Annotated in this window: 24 protein-coding genes and 1 tRNA gene; all 25 read right to left on the reverse strand. The window is 39.1% G+C overall.

Annotated elements, in window-relative coordinates:
- Nucleotides 1–5: 5 nt before the first annotated feature.
- The gene (locus tag AB5Z52_RS04145) at nt 6–824 is read right to left on the reverse strand and encodes a phage tail domain-containing protein (RefSeq protein ID WP_170081375.1); all 819 of its coding nucleotides are present in this window, start codon (nt 822–824) and stop codon (nt 6–8) included.
- Between the two features lies 1 nt (nt 825).
- Nucleotides 826–4,416, reverse strand: a complete 3,591-nt coding sequence (locus tag AB5Z52_RS04150) for a tape measure protein (protein WP_368243635.1) — start codon at nt 4,414–4,416, stop codon at nt 826–828.
- Entirely contained in the window at nt 4,409–4,987 is a 579-nt protein-coding gene (locus tag AB5Z52_RS04155) for a Gp15 family bacteriophage protein (RefSeq protein WP_368243636.1), read from the reverse strand. The genes AB5Z52_RS04150 and AB5Z52_RS04155 overlap by 8 nt, the downstream gene beginning before the upstream one ends.
- 9 nt (nt 4,988–4,996) lie before the next feature.
- Nucleotides 4,997–5,440, reverse strand: coding sequence for a hypothetical protein (locus tag AB5Z52_RS04160; RefSeq protein WP_368243638.1), 444 nt, complete (start codon nt 5,438–5,440; stop codon nt 4,997–4,999).
- Nucleotides 5,441–5,485: 45 nt separating this feature from the next.
- Nucleotides 5,486–5,800 carry a fibronectin type III domain-containing protein gene (locus tag AB5Z52_RS04165; protein ID WP_368243670.1) on the reverse strand — a complete coding sequence of 105 codons (315 nt, stop codon included), beginning with the start codon at nt 5,798–5,800 and terminating at the stop codon, nt 5,486–5,488.
- Between the two features lie 25 nt (nt 5,801–5,825).
- Complete coding sequence (locus AB5Z52_RS04170; RefSeq protein ID WP_368243640.1) at nt 5,826–6,284, reverse strand: phage tail protein; 459 nt, start codon at nt 6,282–6,284, stop codon at nt 5,826–5,828.
- Nucleotides 6,284–6,691, reverse strand: coding sequence for a minor capsid protein (locus AB5Z52_RS04175; RefSeq protein ID WP_308052866.1), 408 nt, complete (start codon nt 6,689–6,691; stop codon nt 6,284–6,286). The genes AB5Z52_RS04170 and AB5Z52_RS04175 overlap by 1 nt, the downstream gene beginning before the upstream one ends.
- Nucleotides 6,691–7,023 (reverse strand): minor capsid protein, encoded by a 333-nt coding sequence (locus AB5Z52_RS04180; RefSeq protein ID WP_156248104.1) that lies wholly within the window; start codon nt 7,021–7,023, stop codon nt 6,691–6,693. Before AB5Z52_RS04180 ends, AB5Z52_RS04175 begins: the two co-directional genes overlap by 1 nt.
- Entirely contained in the window at nt 7,023–7,361 is a 339-nt protein-coding gene (locus tag AB5Z52_RS04185) for a putative minor capsid protein (protein WP_081132321.1), read from the reverse strand. Before AB5Z52_RS04185 ends, AB5Z52_RS04180 begins: the two co-directional genes overlap by 1 nt.
- Nucleotides 7,361–7,750 (reverse strand): hypothetical protein, encoded by a 390-nt coding sequence (locus tag AB5Z52_RS04190; protein ID WP_138371949.1) that lies wholly within the window; start codon nt 7,748–7,750, stop codon nt 7,361–7,363. The genes AB5Z52_RS04185 and AB5Z52_RS04190 overlap by 1 nt, the downstream gene beginning before the upstream one ends.
- A gap of 29 nt (nt 7,751–7,779) precedes the next feature.
- Nucleotides 7,780–8,025 carry an Ig-like domain-containing protein gene (locus AB5Z52_RS04195; RefSeq protein WP_147735906.1) on the reverse strand — a complete coding sequence of 82 codons (246 nt, stop codon included), beginning with the start codon at nt 8,023–8,025 and terminating at the stop codon, nt 7,780–7,782.
- An 11-nt stretch (nt 8,026–8,036) separates the two neighbouring features.
- A complete protein-coding gene (locus AB5Z52_RS04200) occupies nt 8,037–8,897 on the reverse strand; it encodes a capsid protein (RefSeq protein WP_368243644.1) in 861 nt (286 codons plus the stop codon).
- A 2-nt stretch (nt 8,898–8,899) separates the two neighbouring features.
- Nucleotides 8,900–9,466: a phage scaffolding protein gene (locus AB5Z52_RS04205; protein ID WP_368243645.1), complete on the reverse strand. Its 567-nt coding sequence runs from the start codon at nt 9,464–9,466 to the stop codon at nt 8,900–8,902.
- 122 nt (nt 9,467–9,588) lie between these two features.
- The gene (locus AB5Z52_RS04210; protein ID WP_368243646.1) at nt 9,589–10,737 is read right to left on the reverse strand and encodes a phage minor capsid protein; all 1,149 of its coding nucleotides are present in this window, start codon (nt 10,735–10,737) and stop codon (nt 9,589–9,591) included.
- Between the two features lie 4 nt (nt 10,738–10,741).
- Complete coding sequence (locus tag AB5Z52_RS04215) at nt 10,742–12,256, reverse strand: phage portal protein (protein ID WP_368243647.1); 1,515 nt, start codon at nt 12,254–12,256, stop codon at nt 10,742–10,744.
- An 11-nt stretch (nt 12,257–12,267) separates the two neighbouring features.
- Complete coding sequence (locus AB5Z52_RS04220) at nt 12,268–13,581, reverse strand: PBSX family phage terminase large subunit (protein WP_368243648.1); 1,314 nt, start codon at nt 13,579–13,581, stop codon at nt 12,268–12,270.
- Entirely contained in the window at nt 13,574–14,329 is a 756-nt protein-coding gene (gene terS / locus AB5Z52_RS04225; protein WP_368243649.1) for a phage terminase small subunit, read from the reverse strand. Before terS ends, AB5Z52_RS04220 begins: the two co-directional genes overlap by 8 nt.
- Nucleotides 14,330–14,451: 122 nt before the next feature.
- Nucleotides 14,452–14,525, reverse strand: a tRNA-Pro gene (locus tag AB5Z52_RS04230).
- 234 nt (nt 14,526–14,759) lie between these two features.
- Nucleotides 14,760–15,173: an ArpU family phage packaging/lysis transcriptional regulator gene (locus AB5Z52_RS04235; RefSeq protein WP_040013712.1), complete on the reverse strand. Its 414-nt coding sequence runs from the start codon at nt 15,171–15,173 to the stop codon at nt 14,760–14,762.
- 258 nt (nt 15,174–15,431) lie between these two features.
- Nucleotides 15,432–15,599, reverse strand: a complete 168-nt coding sequence (locus tag AB5Z52_RS04240) for a hypothetical protein (RefSeq protein ID WP_174784179.1) — start codon at nt 15,597–15,599, stop codon at nt 15,432–15,434.
- 180 nt (nt 15,600–15,779) lie between these two features.
- Nucleotides 15,780–16,178 carry a hypothetical protein gene (locus AB5Z52_RS04245; RefSeq protein ID WP_368243650.1) on the reverse strand — a complete coding sequence of 133 codons (399 nt, stop codon included), beginning with the start codon at nt 16,176–16,178 and terminating at the stop codon, nt 15,780–15,782.
- A gap of 1 nt (nt 16,179) precedes the next feature.
- Nucleotides 16,180–16,455, reverse strand: a complete 276-nt coding sequence (locus AB5Z52_RS04250) for a hypothetical protein (RefSeq protein ID WP_368243651.1) — start codon at nt 16,453–16,455, stop codon at nt 16,180–16,182.
- Between the two features lie 41 nt (nt 16,456–16,496).
- Complete coding sequence (locus AB5Z52_RS04255; RefSeq protein ID WP_192189550.1) at nt 16,497–16,700, reverse strand: hypothetical protein; 204 nt, start codon at nt 16,698–16,700, stop codon at nt 16,497–16,499.
- On the reverse strand, nt 16,700–16,900 hold the full coding sequence (locus AB5Z52_RS04260) for a hypothetical protein (protein WP_368243653.1): 201 nt from the start codon (nt 16,898–16,900) through the stop codon (nt 16,700–16,702). The genes AB5Z52_RS04255 and AB5Z52_RS04260 overlap by 1 nt, the downstream gene beginning before the upstream one ends.
- Nucleotides 16,897–17,139, reverse strand: coding sequence for a hypothetical protein (locus AB5Z52_RS04265; RefSeq protein WP_368243654.1), 243 nt, complete (start codon nt 17,137–17,139; stop codon nt 16,897–16,899). The genes AB5Z52_RS04260 and AB5Z52_RS04265 overlap by 4 nt, the downstream gene beginning before the upstream one ends.
- Nucleotides 17,140–17,288 lie beyond the last annotated feature (149 nt).

Genomic DNA, 17,288 nt, shown 5'->3' on the forward strand with positions numbered 1-17,288 from the left:
CCTCCTTACATAAATTTGTGTAACCATTCAAAAGTAACCGTTGCGTTCGCTTGTTCAGCGCTAAATTGAAATCCGTTGCTACCGTCTGACATTTCGAAAAATTCTCCGTCAAATTCTAAAATATCGGACCCATTTACGCTAATGTTATAAGTTTCTGTATCTATGATGACTGTTCCATTACTTACATCGGGAAAAGAAATTGATTTAGCAGACTCTAAATGTTTTATCGATCCACCCTTTACAGTACCTTTAATAGTAATTTTGATTGGTGTATCAAGATAAGAATAATTTTCGATACCAACATAATGATTTGGAACAATATTCCAAGCAAATGATTTCGTGTTGGGATAAGCTTTTGATCCATACTCATTCCCAGCATCGTATTTCAAAGGTTGATCCAGATCGTATGCATCTGCCTCAGCATATTCATTAGAATCATAATTTATAAACTGAATAGGAATTTTTTCAAGAATAGTTGATACATCAGGAGTAATAGCTTCCGCAAGGCGTACGAAAGCAAACTTTCCGGTATTATCCCACTTGCATTTCAAAAGCTTAGGATTTCCCTTGGAATCAAATAAAAAAGCAGTTAGTTGATCTAACCGCTCTTCTAAATTGTCCCACTTTTGAATCAATGTGTTGGCCTGTAGCCCATAAGTTTTCGGTCCTATCTCAGCACCAAAGTACCAATCACCCATTCGACCGTCAATGTGTTGAGAACGATGCGTGATCTTACCAGATCTAGGGCGTGTATGATTACGTAAAGGACGCATATCAAACTCTTCAAGTCTAATTGATTTTGTGCCGTCTATTAATGTAATCATACTATCTCATCCTCCTAAATCCTTTATTTCCAGCTTCTTTTGTGGTTAAATCATTGATCTCTTTTGCTAATTTCTGAACATCTGCTTCTTCTCTCACTTGGAAGATAGCACCTTCTAATAGCCCTTGATTGTTGATTACAGTCGAAGTGCTTGTTGAATTGTTCGCGATGGATGATCCTAGACTTGCTGAGCCGATATTCCCAACGCCTAAAGCCATTTCTGGAGTCAAATTAAAACTTGAATTCAATCGGTCTGCCATACCACTTACTGTACGCTGTACATTTTTAAAATTTGACTGCAAACTCTCATTAAATCCGCCCATGATAGCTTTACCGGCTGGAATTAACAAACGCCTATCATAACTAATAGGTCCTTTGTGTTCTGCAATCCAATCTGCAATTCCACCAACAAAGTCTTTTACGTTTTCATAAGCTGACTTTAAGCCACCTAAAAAGCCATCAATAATAGCTTTGCCAGCACCAAACAAATCAATTCCCGAAATAGTATCAACAACTGCGCTTGCAATATCTCCTGCTGCAGAAAATACATCTCCAATCGCTCCAGCTATTCCAGATACAAGGCTTGCGATTAATTTTCCGCCTGCTGACAATAAGTCTCCTAAGAATCCTAAAATTGTAGAAAGTAACCCACTAATTAACTTACCTCCAGCAGATAATAACTGTCCTAGTAAGCTTAAAACCCCACTTATTAGAGCTCCAATTAGCTTAACACCTGCAGATAGCAGCTGAGGAACCGCACCAATCAATGCACCTAAAAGAGCTACAATCAGTTGCAAAGCAGCTGCAACTAACTGTGGAAGTACCGATATGACACCAGCAACTAATCCTAGCAACAGTTGAACACCAGCATCAATCAGTTGCGGTAAGGCTTCGATAAGAGCCCCTAATAAGGCCGTAATGATTTGAATAGCCGCATCAATCAGTTGCGGTAAGATTGACAAAACACCTTGGATCAGCGCCATTAATAATTGAATTCCGGCTTCAATGATTTGTGGCAATGCCGCAATCAACGCTGTCACAAGTGCCATAATAATTTGTAAGACTGCCATTAGTAATGTTGGAAGTATTGATAACAGCCCTTGGATCAGTGCCATTAATATTTGTACCCCAACAGCGATAAGCATTGGTAAAGCTGTTATAAAGGCCGTCAGTAATCCAGTGACAATCGTTGTTGCTGCTTCCGTCAACGCAGGGAGTGCCGAAATAATTGCGTCTAACAAAGTAGTGATAATTTGCAGACCAACATCGAGCAACATTGGCAAAACTGATAAAAGAGTATCAATTAGTGCATTCAAGATGCTTATTGCCGCTTTGATAATAACTGGTAGTGCACTCGTTATCCCTTCAATTAGGGCTTTAAGGACAGAGACACCAACCTCTACCAATTGTGGTAAGACATCAGCTATAGCCGCAATAAGCTGGACAATTATTTGAGAAGCTACAATCATCAAAGCTGGCAATGCCATTGCTAACCCTTGAACTAAAGTAGTGATCACTTGCGTCGCTAATGAAATAATTTGAGGCAAAACTGTAGTTATAGCATTAACCAGAGTTTGAATGATTTCTGTAGCAACAGAAACAATTCCTGGTAAAGCTGCAGTCAATCCGTTCAAAAATCCGGTGATAAGGTCTGTTGCAAGCTGCACGAACTTGGGTAAGTTAGAACTTATAAAACTAGCAACATTTGTGATTGTTGACTGCAAGTTATCAAAAACTTGAGTGATCCCATCTGCCGAGAGGTCTCCTGTTTTGACCCACGCCGCAACAAATGATAGGACCAAAGAAATCAAAGTCCCCCATGGACCTGTTAATCCTAAAGCAACAAGTGCCAGTTTCGTCAGTACGCTAATCACAATACTTACTACACCGCCGATTTTCCCAAAAGAACCACCTAAACGATCTAACAAATCGCCTGCTAATTGCATGCCAGAGGAAAAAGCGCCCGAAAGAACATTTCCGATTGTAGATAAAATTGAACCCATTTTTTCCAATCCGGCAGACAAGACTTCCTTTGCAGCACTTGCAAATCGTTGTAAAGCTGGAACAACAACGGATAGAATTGCAGAACCAACAGCTAACATTTTATTGAATCCACTGACTATTGCCGTGCCGACTACAGAAGCTACTTTTTGAAGCGTTGGTAAAACTCCAGCTAAAACTGTTTTTAGCCAATTGAAAGCAGCGACAAGACCTTCTTTTAGGACTGATACAGTTTTGTTAACTCCTTCTCGGAAGGTTTCATTTGTTTTGTAAAAGTATGTGAATACACCTATCAAAGCTCCAACTGCAGCAACTACCCAACCGACAGGCCCCATAAATCCAGCGAGCATCTTTATCGTTCCGACTAATCCAAGGTTATTTAATGTTATCATTGCTATTTTTAATGCAGATATAGCAAAAGTTAAGCCATTAATAACTGAAGATACCGCTGAGGCGATTTGCAATGCAATCAATGCACCTACCACAGCTGAAATAACCGGTGCAAGAGTTACTGCTACATCATACAATTTTGAAAAAACTGTTTCTACTTCCCCTGTATGCTGAATAAAAAAATCCATTCCACTAACTATAGAATCGAAAGCGGAATTGATTACGCTTTTTAAGCTATCTATATTCTGAGCAATAGTTTTACCAGTTAAAACCTGTGATAATTCATCTACTTTCGTTATTACATTAGCAATACCCTTCGATACAGCATTCTTCAAATTTCCAAAAGAAGTAGCAATCCCTAAACTATTCTCTTTAGCAAGATCAGCAAGCATTCCTGTCCCAGTTCCAAGCTCTATCAACTTGTCATTGAATTGGTCAAACGTTACGGTTCCATCTTTCAAAGCAGCATACAAATCTCGTTGAGCAGATTTACCTACATATCCCATTGCTTCTGCAGTTTTTTGCAAAGCTAAAGGCATCGTTTCTTGAAGAGTTTTCCAACTTTCTAAGTCAACGGTGCCTGTTGATAACATTTGATTAAATTGTTGCATTCCCCGACTAGCGTCCTCTGTAGAGGCTCCAGATGCGAGAAAAGCATTATTCAAGGCTAGAACAGTATCGGTAGATTTATCCAAATCCCCTGTGATAGCAGTCATTTGCTGGGTGCTTGCAACAACGTCATCAAGCTTAGTAGGAAGACCATCGATCCCATTGGATAGTTTATCAATAGATTTTTGTGATTCTTTTGTGCTAAAACCTAATGCATTCATTACTTTGGGAAACTTTTGCATCGTGTCAAACCGACTTATCGCACTATCTAATGAGTTTGCTAGGACTTTAAATGCAGCGCTTGCCACTTTCACAAGCCCTAAAGCTGTAGCCATTTGAGTTACTTTACCAATTGAAGATCCAACTTTGTTAGTAAATGTATCCGTTTTGGATGCTGTATCACCAAGAGATTTCCCAAGCATGTCAGCTTTTTCTTTCATGGTTAGGAAGCGCCCATTTGCAGCTCTCCACCGACCATTTTTGTCCTGAAAAGCGCCGTCGTATTTTGACGATAAGCTATCAATCGATTTTTCTGCACTCTTAACTTCTTTGTCGTTGACAGTGACATCAATAACAATTTTCCCATCAGCCATCAGCATCCACCTCGCTTGACTCCTTCGCTAAGGAATATTTGGCTTGAAGTTCTCTCATGCGCTCTTTTTCCTTTTCGCTTTCGCCTTTACTAGGAGACCAGTTGCGGATTTGAACAATTTTTGGAAGAATTGTGTCATCTGGAAGGCTTTCTAGGATAGCTTGAAATTCTTCCCAGTGCATTTTCCCTTGCTCCTCAAAAAGATTAATGCCGATTTGACGGAAGGAGGCATATATGTACTTAGCATCTTGGACCAAGTCCATACTTTTCTTATCGCTAGATGATTTAGGTGTTGGCATAGGATTGCCATCTAAGTCATAAATCACTTTCTCTTGACTTCCGATCTGAATATGCCGATTCAAAATTAACTCCCAAAGCTCCATTTGTTTCTCGAAGGTAAGATTAGATTCACCTACAAGGAGATTGAGCGCCAAATCAACCTTTTCCCAAGCCATCAAAGACTTGTCAGAGATGGTATCTAAAACATCCAAGACATTATCAAAAGCCAGATCAAGTGGATACACACTACCTTCAAATTCAATTTCAGTGGTCAATGGGTCATTCAACCGCATTTAGATCACCTACTTTTTCTTCTTTTTGTTTTTAAGAGCTTTCTTCTTCAGCATATTTGCTTTGCGTTGTGCTAACTTGTCTTCACGCTCTTTCGCATCGTTTTCAATTGCTTCAGCAACGTTCTCAGCGATTGGATCAAATAAATCGAACAATTGAATTGCATCTTGGTACTTCGAATAGATTTTTTCATAGGATCCATTACCAAGAAGTGCATCATATTGAATAGCATTAAGTTCATTAGAGATCTCAATAAGACTTTCAGCATCACTTTTAGTAATATTTTCTTGATCGATCACTAATTTTTCTCGCTTTTTCACCAATGGCGCAATCTTTTCTTCGACCTCGTCTTGAACATCGAAAAAGCGTGTTAATTCCTCGACCGTTGTTCCAAAGAAAAACTCAATTTCTCCGATATTGATAGGAAATCCAGAACGTTTAATTTCAAATTGCATGTTAGTTTCCTCCTAATAAAAAAAGAGGGCATTAAGCCCTCCCTTTTAGTTTTTAGTTAAAATTGTTGGTGTTGACCAAGCTGAACCAGTATATGGACCGTCATGCAAGAAACGTGCTTTCTCAACATCCGTTGCGCCTACACCTTTTTCTCTGTAAGTCTGAACATAGAGATAAATCTTATCTCCAGTTGTAAGCTCTGGTACATCACCTGTTGCTAAAGTCCAGCTAGTTGTTTCTGTGTAGCCCATATTAACAGCTTGGGTTGGTTCCGATTGATTCGCATTACCGTAATGCACAAGATAAGCTTGAGCATCATCTACAGCATCCCAACCAAGAGAAATAGATCCATCTTCTTTGATTTCCCCGGTTACGTTCCGGGGAGCATTAGGGTGTAGGTTCCGTTACTTCTGGTGTTTTGTCATAAGTGATAGCACAACTGAATTCTTCCCAATCAGAAGCTTCCCCAGAACCGGCTACGATCTTCTCGCTAAGAGTTCCAACTCCTTCGATTGTCGTTCCGTCTGTTTCAATGATTTTATGCCAAACTTTTCGATCATCGCCTTTAGCACGTTTTTTCTTTTTGACAAGTTGTTGAGCTTCTTGCTTTGGATCCCAATAACCAGAAAAATTCCATTTTTCGGTTACGCCAGTAACATCGGTTGATAAAGTACCATCGCCTGCGTAATCGGCATAATCCTCCGATTGCACATCGCCATCATCTTCAACAGTCGTTACGTAGCGCCCAAATTTCTTATAGGCATCTTCCAATGGTTTAGTATCAGGTTTCGTTGCATCATAGTCAGCAACAAAATGTTGCCGTAAGGCGTTCTTTTTTCTTGCCATTAGTTTGTTTCCCCCTTAGGATAAGTTGTGATTTTTGCTTTAATATCAACCAAAAAGATGTAAGTACCTGTTTCATCCAGTTGATTGATAAATGGTTTGTTTGTAATGCTAATAGAGTCAAAATCAAAAGAGCCATCAGAACTATTTAGCTCCGACAGCTCTTCTAGATAATTTTGCACAAGCCAAAGTGCATTACTTATTTTCTGCTGATCTTGTGACTTCATTGCAAATTCAAAGTTCAACTCTTGATCTTTTGTACCGTCAAAGAATTCTTGGGTCACTTGGCCACCTGCTAACGGGTACAAAACAAAAGCTTCAGCCTTTGGTGGCAAATATCCCAGAACACATTTAAGCGGTAAGTTTGGAATAGTATTCACTGATTGATTTAAGCGTTCTATAAAGTCCACTACAACCCGGCTCCTTTCTTAAATGCTTTTATCCAGTCGCTCATAAAGATTGCTTCTGCTTTTAGATCCCATCTTGGTCCGGTTCCTGGAGTCGTGTACTTCCAACCGCCCGGTGCATAGAATTGGCGTCTAGCGTATACGGAAATCCATTCAATCTGACTACCATCTGGAGCGACATTACTCATTTTACGAAGATCGCCGTCTTTTTCAGGAACAAAGTTTTCGTTCATCGTTGAATGCATCCTTGATGCCATATTGAACTGACCACGCTCAAAATTTTCAGTTGACAACTTTTTCCTAACTCCACTTAAATCAACTTTGATACCAGACATCAGACTACCTCCAATCGCCAACCAATGGATTGTCCGTTCAAAATCAATGGCTTAGAAGTAATGATAGTAAACTCATCGCCATTGAACTCTATTTTGGTTGATACTTTGAAATAAGGTAGCGGTCCACAGTAGCGATCTGTCATGGTGATAGAAGCGTTTGGAGCATCATCAGTAGAGTTTATTCCTGAACGAGTAAACTTTGAAGCAAAGTTAAACCAACAGTTTTCAACCGTCCAGTTTTTAGTAATAGGCTTTTGCCAATCATCTTCTCCGATTACTTCCTTATAGGTAATCGTGTGACAGAACGCTTTTTTGGGTGGTAAACGATAATAACCCATTACCCTAGCCCCCTAAACAACAACCCTGTACCTGATAAAAGCAGGATAGCATCGTCGGACATAATAGAGGGCGACTCGTTTGCTCCTGTATTATTGTATCTGCTAGCTTCAGTTACGCTCATACCATCCACTGACCAGCTTTGAGGACTGTTGATCTCAAGTGTCGAAGTAGCATTCGCTTGATACATATATTCTATTTGAGCTGCGACTGCCTTTTTGAATTTCGATTTGCGAAAGTCAATGTCAGATTCTAGATCGTTGAACTGATAAAAATTTCTTGTTTGTACATCAACAAGATCACAAGCTTTGTTGACTAACTCATCGAACTCGTCTTCAGTCATTGATGTATATCCGATTTCATTGTATTCCGTATAAGTCAAGTAAGCCATAAGTCCCTCCTTCCAAAAAAGAGAGCTTATTAAGCTCCCTCCGTCACGGTGACTTGGCAAGTTGCAGTTTTGCCATTTACTGTTGTTGCTGTGATCGTTGTAGATCCAGCCGCTACCGCTGTTACTTTCCCTTGTACAGGAGTGACAGTCGCAATTCCCGTATCGCTTGAACTAAATTGAACTGATTTGTCACTTGCTTCTGCAGGCGAAACGGTAGCTTTCAACGTCGCTGTGCCCCCAACTTCAAGAGATAACGTCGTTTGATCTAACGTCACTCCTGATGGGGCTACGCTTTTGGGACGTAAGATACATAAATTGCTTTTTTAGCATTATCAAATACAATCGCATCGTAATAGTCCAAACCTTTAATTGTATCACGGTAGCCATTGCGATCTTGACTAGCCGGAACAGTGTCAACCGTACCAAATTTAACGATTGGAGCAATTGCTGTTAGTGGTGTAATGATAAAGTTTACAGTGTCTTCAATTGTCAAACCAGACATACGGCCTTTTGCAACTTTGATGATTGGCACACCACCGTCAATTTGAGCAACCGTACGATTGATTCCGTTAATCTGCATTTGATTTGTGGAGAAAGTTTTGCTGACTCCAGCAGCATTTTTCAATAATCGATAAGTAGCTGCCGAAACAAACATCACATATCCGCCAGGAACTTCATTGTCTGTCATGTATTCTTCTGCAGCGTCATATGCTGTGAGAATATTTGCCGCAGTCAAAGTTTCATTGATTTTTTTACCTGCATTGTCGAACATAACTTGAATAGCCACTTTGTCACGATGAGGAACGGTAATCAATCGTTTATGTTCAGTTACAACATTGTTAATTGTCAAAGCTGCACTCTCAGATTGATCTAACTGATCTACATCATATGCAAACCAGTCTTCATGAGTAAGTTTGATCGTTTCCTTCTCAATGCTAACTGCACTTCTAGCATTGTCTTGGTTACGTTTGTATTGTGTTGCTTCCACAAATCCACTCATTTTATTAATTCGGACTTCATTTGCACCGACAAAGTCAGCTGCAGTGATGCTCTTTGCTCCTTGAGTCAGAACATCCCAAACTTGAGAATCGGCACGGAATTCCTTATCAATAGTTGCTAAGTCTTTACTGTCTAATACTAAAGCCATATTTATTCACCTAATCTTTCTTGAATTTTTTGTACCATCGTTTTTTCATTGCTGCCAGCTCCTTTAGGAATGCCCCCAGCAAAGATCGTAGGAGTTGGTTTGTCCTCATTTTGTTCTACTTGCTGAAATAAGAATGCTTTGCTTTCTTGTAGGGATTTTAGTTGTTCATCAAATCCTTGTAATTTGCCATCAACGACTTTAATCGTGTCCTTGTCTAATTGAGTAAGGACAATGTCCTCATCAAGCGCCTGTGCTTCTTTAAGCGCCAATTTGATAGCAAAATCTTTCTGTTGTTCAGCAAGTTGCTTTTCGGAATTGGTTTTTGATTCGTCAAACTTTGTTTGTAAGTCAGCAAGTTGCTTTTCGAGATCTTCATTACCTTTTGCTGATTCTTTCAACGTGTCTAATTCAGCTTGGTTGGCTTGCAGTTCCTGTTTCGCACTGTCACGCTCACTTTCTGCTGTAGCTACTTGCGCATTAAGTTGCGTTACTGTCTTACCGTGCAAAGCCATCACATTTTTAGCCGTATCTTCGTCAATTCCTAAAGCGATTAAGTCTTCTTTTTTCATCAATATTCCTCCTAAGTGTTTTTAGAGCGGCAACTCCCGCTTCGAGTCCGTCTTTTAGAGACATCCGAGCAGGTCTAAAGCAAAACAAAAAAGCCCAGCAATACTAGACTTTTGGATATGGATTATGAATAAACTTGTTCCCGGTCATATGATCGATGTAAAAGAGTTTTGTTATCTTCAATAAATTGACGCAGGACAGCTTGTCTTGCTCGTACAATCGATTTAAAGTGTTCGATATCTTCTTGATAACCTATCCATTCCGAAGCCTTGAGCGACTTCTTAGCCATTCTAATTGATCGCTCTAATCTTCGTTGTTTAGCAATAATTTTAGCGTTTTGTTGAGCAACTTCAGGAGAAACTGGATCTTTCATGCCAGTATTTTCCATAGGTAGTTGAGAATACCAACGGTGATTACAATTAATACCGTTACATCCGGCAGGTGTCTTCCAACCATAGTCATATACGCTAGGTAAATGTTTGAATTCTTCTGGAGCTTGATTCTTGGGAATCATCAGAACATATCTGCCCTGGATTTTGCTACAAGTGTCACGAGCCGCCGGATGATGGCTCATAAGAGCTGTAACTATTCCATATTCGCTTATACCTCTTTCGATCCTCAAATCATTAAATACAGTGGCTGTTGTTGATTTGATCACGGTACGGACATACGTCTCAAGCGTCCACGACTTCCCTGACTTGTCTTTTAGACTGACATCAATCCCTTTTTGAACCATTTCATAGATTGCCCTTCTAAAAGCTTTCTGAGGCGTTACCAGACCCCCGATGATTCTTGCAACTGTATCATTCAAAACTTGTTGATACATCTTAGCGATTGAGTTCACTTGATAATTTGTAGACAAAAGTGTCTGATTGATATGATTCTCAAAATCTAACCATTGACTCTCGAAATATTGGTTGAGTATTTGATCGAGATTCGTCCATTCCTTAACAGGCGTTTTAACCAAATTAGCAAGTTTCTTATTTTCTTTGAGATTTTTCTCATAGCCATCCTTAGTGATGATCTCAGCTAGCTGTTCTTTCGTGACACCATTACACTCTTCAACCAATTCGTTAATAGTATCCCAATTCAAAAGGCCTAATTGGTCTAGCTTTTCAAGATACCACTGAAAAACAGTATCTTTGGAGAGTTCTGCATTAGTTTTAATCTTTAATCGATCAACAACTAGCTGCATAATTTCTTCTTCAAGAGTTAAGTAAGAATCTTGTATTGCAGCAGATTTAATGTCTAGTTGTCGTTGAGTGATTGCCATTTAATCACTCCATTTCCTCTGGTAGACCTGCATTAGACATCATTCCGGATAACTTATCCGCACTTTGTCGCAATCCTAACTGATAAAGTTCCAATGCTTCGTCTTCTGGAAGATTCAAAATCTTCTCAAAAGCTTTATTAACTGGATAGCCTAGTGTTATCAGTTGCTGATAAAATGTAAGTTTTTCACTCGTCGATGTAAATGCTCCATCATCAAAATTGACACCTACATCATCAAATGACGGAATTGAACCATCGTAGACATTTAATGATTTACCCAGCTCGCAAACAGTGACAACCAGTTCCTTAACAAACTTTTCAATATTAGTGATTTGCATTGAACGTGTCTGATAAGTTTGAGAGTTCTCGCTGACCACTTCTGTAGCTGTTTTTGTCGATAACTTTCCAGAACTATCGAAACTAAATGTTCCGCTAGAAAGATTTGTTTCCATCTCCAAGGTTCTCAGATGATGGTTGATTGCAGCAACGTACTCAGTCGTTCGAATGTCACTTGTTAGATCTTTGATTGTGTAATCATCCATATTGACCCCAGGGATAATTTGGAATGTGTCTTCATCATCATCAAAGTACATTTTGACTTGACCATTCTCTACACGACTTTTCAGAAGCATCTCACTCGCAGCGATTCGTCTCTTTCCTCGTCTGATTTCCTCATTGAATTCGTCAAACGTCCGGTTAATGCGGTCTAATGTCTTCTTACAGTTATCACAAACACCTAATCCCAAGGGAGAATATGGAGAAATATTATTAAACCCACTTGTTTTTAGATATGCGAATAGCGGTCTGGACAATACGCCTGTATTGAAAGTTGACTGAGGTTCTAGATCATCATAAAGTAAAGATAAATTGACCTGCGATCCTACTATTTCTGGAATCTCCGATCGATATAGCTCATTTGTGACTGTATACATCCCATTTTCTTGCCATTCATGAAATTCTAGCAGTGTGTAATAGACCTGTTTTCCGCCTTCTGTTCGAATAGTCCTGAAAGGAATAGCACATTCACTGATATTGTTCGAATTACTGTCTAATGGATAAAAGGCATCTGCTAATGCCCAAGAAAATTCAATTTGATTGGTTTTCTTATCCAAATACGGTCTACATGCTAGGCCACCAAGTGCAAACATTGGCTCTAGATACTTAGCAAAGTTCTTCTTGAAATCGTTGTGTTCGAATACATTTTCGATAAACTCTTTAGCATCGCCATCTACTTCAATCTCACATTGCTCATTGAAAACTACTGTTGCATACTGCCCAGCAACTTTTTTCATCATGTTAATGCTAGAAAAAGGGCGTTTTTTTGTCTTTCCGTTGCTATTCTTAAATTGAATATCATCATGCTTGCCCTCATAGTATCTGAGGCTTTCAATGATTCTGTTGTATTCTTCTGACTCTAAGTTGATCTTCGGATGGTCCAAGATCGAGTTAAGACTTTGAATTGGCAAGATAGTATCTGCCCCCTTTCTAAATAAGCTTTTAATTGACTGAATTAGTCCCAATTTTCCACCTCCTAGACTGCTATTCCTAAAATGGATGCATTATCTACGCAGAAATATTCAAATGCATCACAGGTATGGTCATCTTCTTTGATTACGACCGGGTTATCCGTATCAGCAGTACCTTCTTTGTACCGGTAGTGCTTATGTTCTTCATAGAAAACCTTGTTGCTTTCCGTATCGAGATAATAAAAACGACCTTGCGCAAATAAATTAGTCGCAAAGTCAATCATGGTTTGTTTATCTTTCTTAGCTACTGGATTCCAGCGTATTTGATAATCGAGATAATACTGATTTCTAAGAGCCGCCTCAGCGCTATCAATCGTTCTATTAATAACTTGAGCATTCTTCCACCGATCATCTTCAAGGGTCTTAGAAATGAACTTATGCACCTCTGTGGATAATTGGGAGGGTGCAAGTTTCACGCTTTTTCCCGCAGGTGAATAATAGTAAGTATCTAGCAGCACGACCTTTTGTTTTGCCGTCAATCCTAAACAAAGAACTGTTGTCGCTGATTGAGCGTGACCACCGTCAAGAGAATAAAAAATAGCGGTGATATAGTCATCGCTAGGCAAATCTACTATTTTTCTGAACGTTTCAACGTTGTACACATTATCTTGGAATCCAACTGGTAAACCTTCGTAAAGATACAAGTAATAGTCATAATCGTTCTCTTTGATCCGGTTGATCTCATCTATCATTTGCTGCGTAACAAAGCCTAAAGCATCATCTTTATAGCTGGATGAATGAATCAAGTAATCTTTATGTCCTTCTAATTCATTGGTCCATTCGTTAATCCAATGATATGGATTTCTAGGAGGATTGTAGGAATAGAAGAATTGTACCTGCACGGCATCTACTGGTTTTTGCCGCATAAATGTGGCTTTCATCTGGTCAAATTCTTCTGCGCTGTTAAACTCTGCAGCTTCTTCGACCCATACAGCGATGATGTTCCCAATGTCGTTAGATTTCAGCTTTTGAAAATCATCTTGGCCATAAAAATAAAACGTAGAACCTGTTTTCCTATGTGTGATTTTAAATGGAGAAACAGTACAGCTGAACTGATCTAAGAGAAAGAATTTTCCAAGCGCCCACTGGATTTTTAAGAAAACTGAATCACGTATTGTATTTGCCACCTTACGAATGATTACAACGTTTGCTTTTCTTCTGGTCATAATGTATCCAACCATCATAAAAACAAGCTTGAGCGCAATGACAGACGATTTGAAACTATTCCGTCCACCTCGTAGGATGTTGTATGGTTTCTTACTGATCCAAACTGATTTAAAATGAGGATTTACTTCTTTTTGGATGTCAATTCTATTCATCCGAATCACCCCAAGCATCGACAATAACAATATCACCGCCGCCGGTGTTCGAATCATCATTAGTAGTTGATTTGAGTTTTGCGATTTGAGCATCCATCAACTCAAGCTTCTTCCTGCGTTCATCTTGCTCATCAGCAATGGCCAAGAATTGTTTGATGAGATTTGACAAGGTTCCCATCGCTCTTGATTGAGCATTTAAGAAAGTAGCTTGTTTATCCCAAGCGTATTGAAATTGTCGGGTTAACTTTGTTTGGACTGCTTTATTTGTTTCCGGATCTACTAACATCGGATTGATTTCTGCGCTTACAACATCCTCTGTAGAATCAAACTCGTCCTTAACATACATAATCTTTTGTGATCTGATGATAGCAGTGTATTGAATCATGATGTTATTCCAAATAATATCTGCAGGATCTGAGCTGTAAAGTTCCTGAATAATTTGCTTCGTATCGTCTGGTAGCCAATTTGCAAACAACCCGTGGCTTACAGCATTTTTGTTATTAGGCGGTGGTTTCCCCCCAGGATTCCCTCTTGCATTCTGATTACCTCGCATTGATTCGTAACGCTCTTTTTCATTCGGAGCGCTCCGTTTCGTTTCACCATCCCACTTATCCTCAGATTTCCACTTTCGGACAGTAGATGCAGATACACCTAACTCATCGGCAATATCTTTGAGCGGCTTCTTTTTATTCGATCCTATCCAAATACGATATGCTTCATCTCGCATCGGATTTCTCTGTCTAGCCATCCATTCTCCACCACCTCGCAATCTGTGTTTGTTTTGTAATTCTATGTAAAAAAACAGCCCCGAAAGGCTGTTAAGTAGGAAGTATCAAAGATCATGTGAGTAATCCAATCGACAACTCCCAATCAGGAATGTAGGATTTGAACCTACGGCCTCTACTGCCCAAAAGTAGCGCTCTACCAAACTGAGCCAATTCCTGAAAAAAGACGGCTAGCGAATGAAGAAAAGGAGTGAATTCAACTCCATTCTATTATAAATTTTTTTGTCGCCGTCTTAGTTTAAATACAGGGCGCTGAAAATGAAATTCAGAAAGGAGAAATCTACCAACAATCATAAAGGAGTGCGCCCTGTTATTTACAATAGTTGATACTACAATAATACTACGTAAAATCATGTAAAAACCGCAGTATTTCCACATAAAAACCACATCGATTCAGCAATATTCTATTAATTTTCCTTTTCGATAGGCTTCAGCGAATTCAATCAAGGCGGTTGCTTTGTAATCTTCGATTGTCCTGACTGAGTAACCCATTTGCTGAGCAATTCCAACATTGGAGTATCGATCAACAGTGCAATACGAGTAATACAAAACTTGGCGGCTATCTATTCCCAACGCCAAAAGAGCTACTACAATAGCATCCCTTTCTGCCTCCGCATCCATCATCTGGATGATCGCATCTTCTGACTTGTTGCCGTTGCTTGGTGTTTTAGGCATATCAGTGATGATCGGTGAGCGGACATCAATCTTAGATCGACCAGCAATCCGCTCCAACCGACGATAATTTCTCAAAATGCTTTTTGCATTCTGCCTAGTCCTACGAAAATCTATCTCTCTTAATAGCATCATTGCTCAATCGCCCCTTTATTTGGTATAATGAAATTACCTTGGCGGGTACAAAATCATTATTTTGTAGGGCATTGGGCGACTGCTTAATGCTTTTTTATTTTTCTTCGAAAACAGTTTTAATTAATTCAGCATACTTCGTATCTTTCAGTAAAGCTTTTAATCTATTATTTTCGCTTTTTAATCGATTCAAGTCGTTGTTCATTCCTATACAGCCTAAGAGAAGAAATAATATCACTACTCCCACAAAAATTCTCACTATCATTTTCGATCATCTCCATTGCAATTATTTCCACTATCAAAGCCATCTTGTTCCATAAAATAGCTTCCTCCATAATCTTGCTCCTTTTTATCTATAGACTTACCGAAAACTACACAGATAGCTACTAAAAAGACAAATCCTGTGAACCCTAACACTGCAACTGTCATTTTCACCCTCCACTTTCGATCGCATTTTTTACCATTGGATCACGATATAACATTTTGTATTTGAATTGCTCGTGCTGCAGCTGTTCTTGAAGTTGTTCAATCTGCTTCTGTTTATCCACAATTGTATAGAATAGTAAACTCAGCGTTATTACTACAAGGACCGTTATGATAATTGTTTGACTACGATTCATTGGCTTGTACCAATTCATTTTCTGTTCCAGCTTGCTTTATAACAATATAGTCTCCAATAAGATTTAAATTGTGCGCAACGATAATTTCGTAGCATTTATTCATCGAAAAATACTGGGCTAATCTCGATTCAGGATGATCTTTTAATTCAGACATATGCGCGATATCGTATTCTTCGCTATACCAAACTACTTGCCAAAAAATCCCTTTGGTTAATTTTCTTCCAACAACTATGCAATACTTTTCTTCAGTATCTACGCGAAATACTTCTGTTTCGATCGGCTTATCTGGTGTATATCCCTCAAAATAAATATTGTTGCCTGATAAAGTCATCTTCAGTGCTGTACCGTCATGTTCTCCGTTTATAAAAACATCGTATCCGATTTTCATCTTATCCCTCCTGACTGCGATTTTTAGCGATATTTTTCAGATGCTTTTCCAACTGTCCGATATTCATCTTCATTTCAATCGGTGTATTTCCCCAGCTCATTTTGGATACCACGCTCATTCTGAACGAGGAAAACGTTGCTGTCATAAGCCCGAGCCTCTTTGCACGAACCCATATTTGATAAATCTTTTTTTGTGTCTTACGGTCAAAATAGCAATGTGCTTTTCTTGCCTCTTTATATTGAGCTTCGATTATTGCGCGCCACCTGTATCTATTCATTAAAATCCTCCTTCGGCTCGCTATCGCTGACGATAGCGGAATTACTGCACACTTTTTACTAAAGACTTAAACTGATATACACTTTTGTTTGTTTGACGATAGATCAACATTATTCGGTCATTGTTAATAGCCACTAAATCTAAATATTCAAAAACGTCATCTGGATTTTTTTCTGCCTGATCTTTAAAAAAATCAGTTATCTGAGCATCAATAGATGGTGCTAAAAATTCCTTGAATTTTGTCATCACTCTTCCTCCTGTTCCAATGCCCAGCCCATAATTGCGTCTCTTCTAAAAACAGCATCCCGTCTCACGCCAGTTGAGACACCTAGATAGTTAAATCTCACCGCAAGGCCATCGTATCCAATAGGCTCCTCATCAAAATCACGCACATCTTCAAATTTCATCGTTTGCCCTGTAGGCAACCAGATAATTAAACTTTTCATTGTTGATCCTCCTTGTTTGGACAATCAGTAAACAATACTCGTCCTACTTCCACCCACATCAATCGGCCCCAAACTTCTACTACCGCTATTGGTTCTGCGTATTGACCTGACACACTACCTGCTAGAACACCTACAGTTGTATGCGCTCTTTGATATATTCCATGAAACGTGGCTTCTTCCTTGGTTTTCTTCTTGCCAAAACCTAATGTGACAATACATGGTCTTTTACTCTCACTCACATTCATTCCTCGCTTTCTGCTATTTCGTCGGATAGCTGACTAAATTACACTAATTTCATCAATTTCATAAACGTTGTACCAGCTAGGTAAATATTTGTGCTTTATGAACCAGTTTTGAATTAAGTCATCTAGTTCTTCCCTGTGTTCTT

The sequence above is a fragment of the Enterococcus sp. RTP21361st1_A6_RTP21361_211029 genome, assembly GCF_040910045.1.
Taxonomy (GTDB): Bacteria; Bacillota; Bacilli; order Lactobacillales; family Enterococcaceae; genus Enterococcus_D; species Enterococcus_D gallinarum.

Coding starts and splice junctions, on each gene's coding strand:
- terS (WP_368243649.1), bottom strand. CDS start 14,329: ATGGCTAGACAGAGAAATCCGATGCGAGATGAAGCATATCGTATTTGG.
- AB5Z52_RS04240 (WP_174784179.1), bottom strand. CDS start 15,599: ATGACAGTTGCAGTGTTAGGGTTCACAGGATTTGTCTTTTTAGTAGCT.
- AB5Z52_RS04245 (WP_368243650.1), bottom strand. CDS start 16,178: ATGAAAATCGGATACGATGTTTTTATAAACGGAGAACATGACGGTACA.
- AB5Z52_RS04180 (WP_156248104.1), bottom strand. CDS start 7,023: ATGTCTGGTATCAAAGTTGATTTAAGTGGAGTTAGGAAAAAGTTGTCA.
- AB5Z52_RS04185 (WP_081132321.1), bottom strand. CDS start 7,361: ATGGGTTATTATCGTTTACCACCCAAAAAAGCGTTCTGTCACACGATT.
- AB5Z52_RS04210 (WP_368243646.1), bottom strand. CDS start 10,737: ATGGCAATCACTCAACGACAACTAGACATTAAATCTGCTGCAATACAA.
- AB5Z52_RS04220 (WP_368243648.1), bottom strand. CDS start 13,581: ATGAATAGAATTGACATCCAAAAAGAAGTAAATCCTCATTTTAAATCA.
- AB5Z52_RS04155 (WP_368243636.1), bottom strand. CDS start 4,987: ATGCGGTTGAATGACCCATTGACCACTGAAATTGAATTTGAAGGTAGT.
- AB5Z52_RS04255 (WP_192189550.1), bottom strand. CDS start 16,700: ATGACAAAATTCAAGGAATTTTTAGCACCATCTATTGATGCTCAGATA.
- AB5Z52_RS04190 (WP_138371949.1), bottom strand. CDS start 7,750: ATGGCTTACTTGACTTATACGGAATACAATGAAATCGGATATACATCA.
- AB5Z52_RS04200 (WP_368243644.1), bottom strand. CDS start 8,897: ATGGCTTTAGTATTAGACAGTAAAGACTTAGCAACTATTGATAAGGAA.
- AB5Z52_RS04145 (WP_170081375.1), bottom strand. CDS start 824: ATGATTACATTAATAGACGGCACAAAATCAATTAGACTTGAAGAGTTT.
- AB5Z52_RS04235 (WP_040013712.1), bottom strand. CDS start 15,173: ATGATGCTATTAAGAGAGATAGATTTTCGTAGGACTAGGCAGAATGCA.
- AB5Z52_RS04260 (WP_368243653.1), bottom strand. CDS start 16,900: ATGAAAAGTTTAATTATCTGGTTGCCTACAGGGCAAACGATGAAATTT.
- AB5Z52_RS04170 (WP_368243640.1), bottom strand. CDS start 6,284: ATGGCAAGAAAAAAGAACGCCTTACGGCAACATTTTGTTGCTGACTAT.
- AB5Z52_RS04250 (WP_368243651.1), bottom strand. CDS start 16,455: ATGAATAGATACAGGTGGCGCGCAATAATCGAAGCTCAATATAAAGAG.
- AB5Z52_RS04205 (WP_368243645.1), bottom strand. CDS start 9,466: ATGAAAAAAGAAGACTTAATCGCTTTAGGAATTGACGAAGATACGGCT.
- AB5Z52_RS04160 (WP_368243638.1), bottom strand. CDS start 5,440: ATGCAATTTGAAATTAAACGTTCTGGATTTCCTATCAATATCGGAGAA.
- AB5Z52_RS04150 (WP_368243635.1), bottom strand. CDS start 4,416: ATGGCTGATGGGAAAATTGTTATTGATGTCACTGTCAACGACAAAGAA.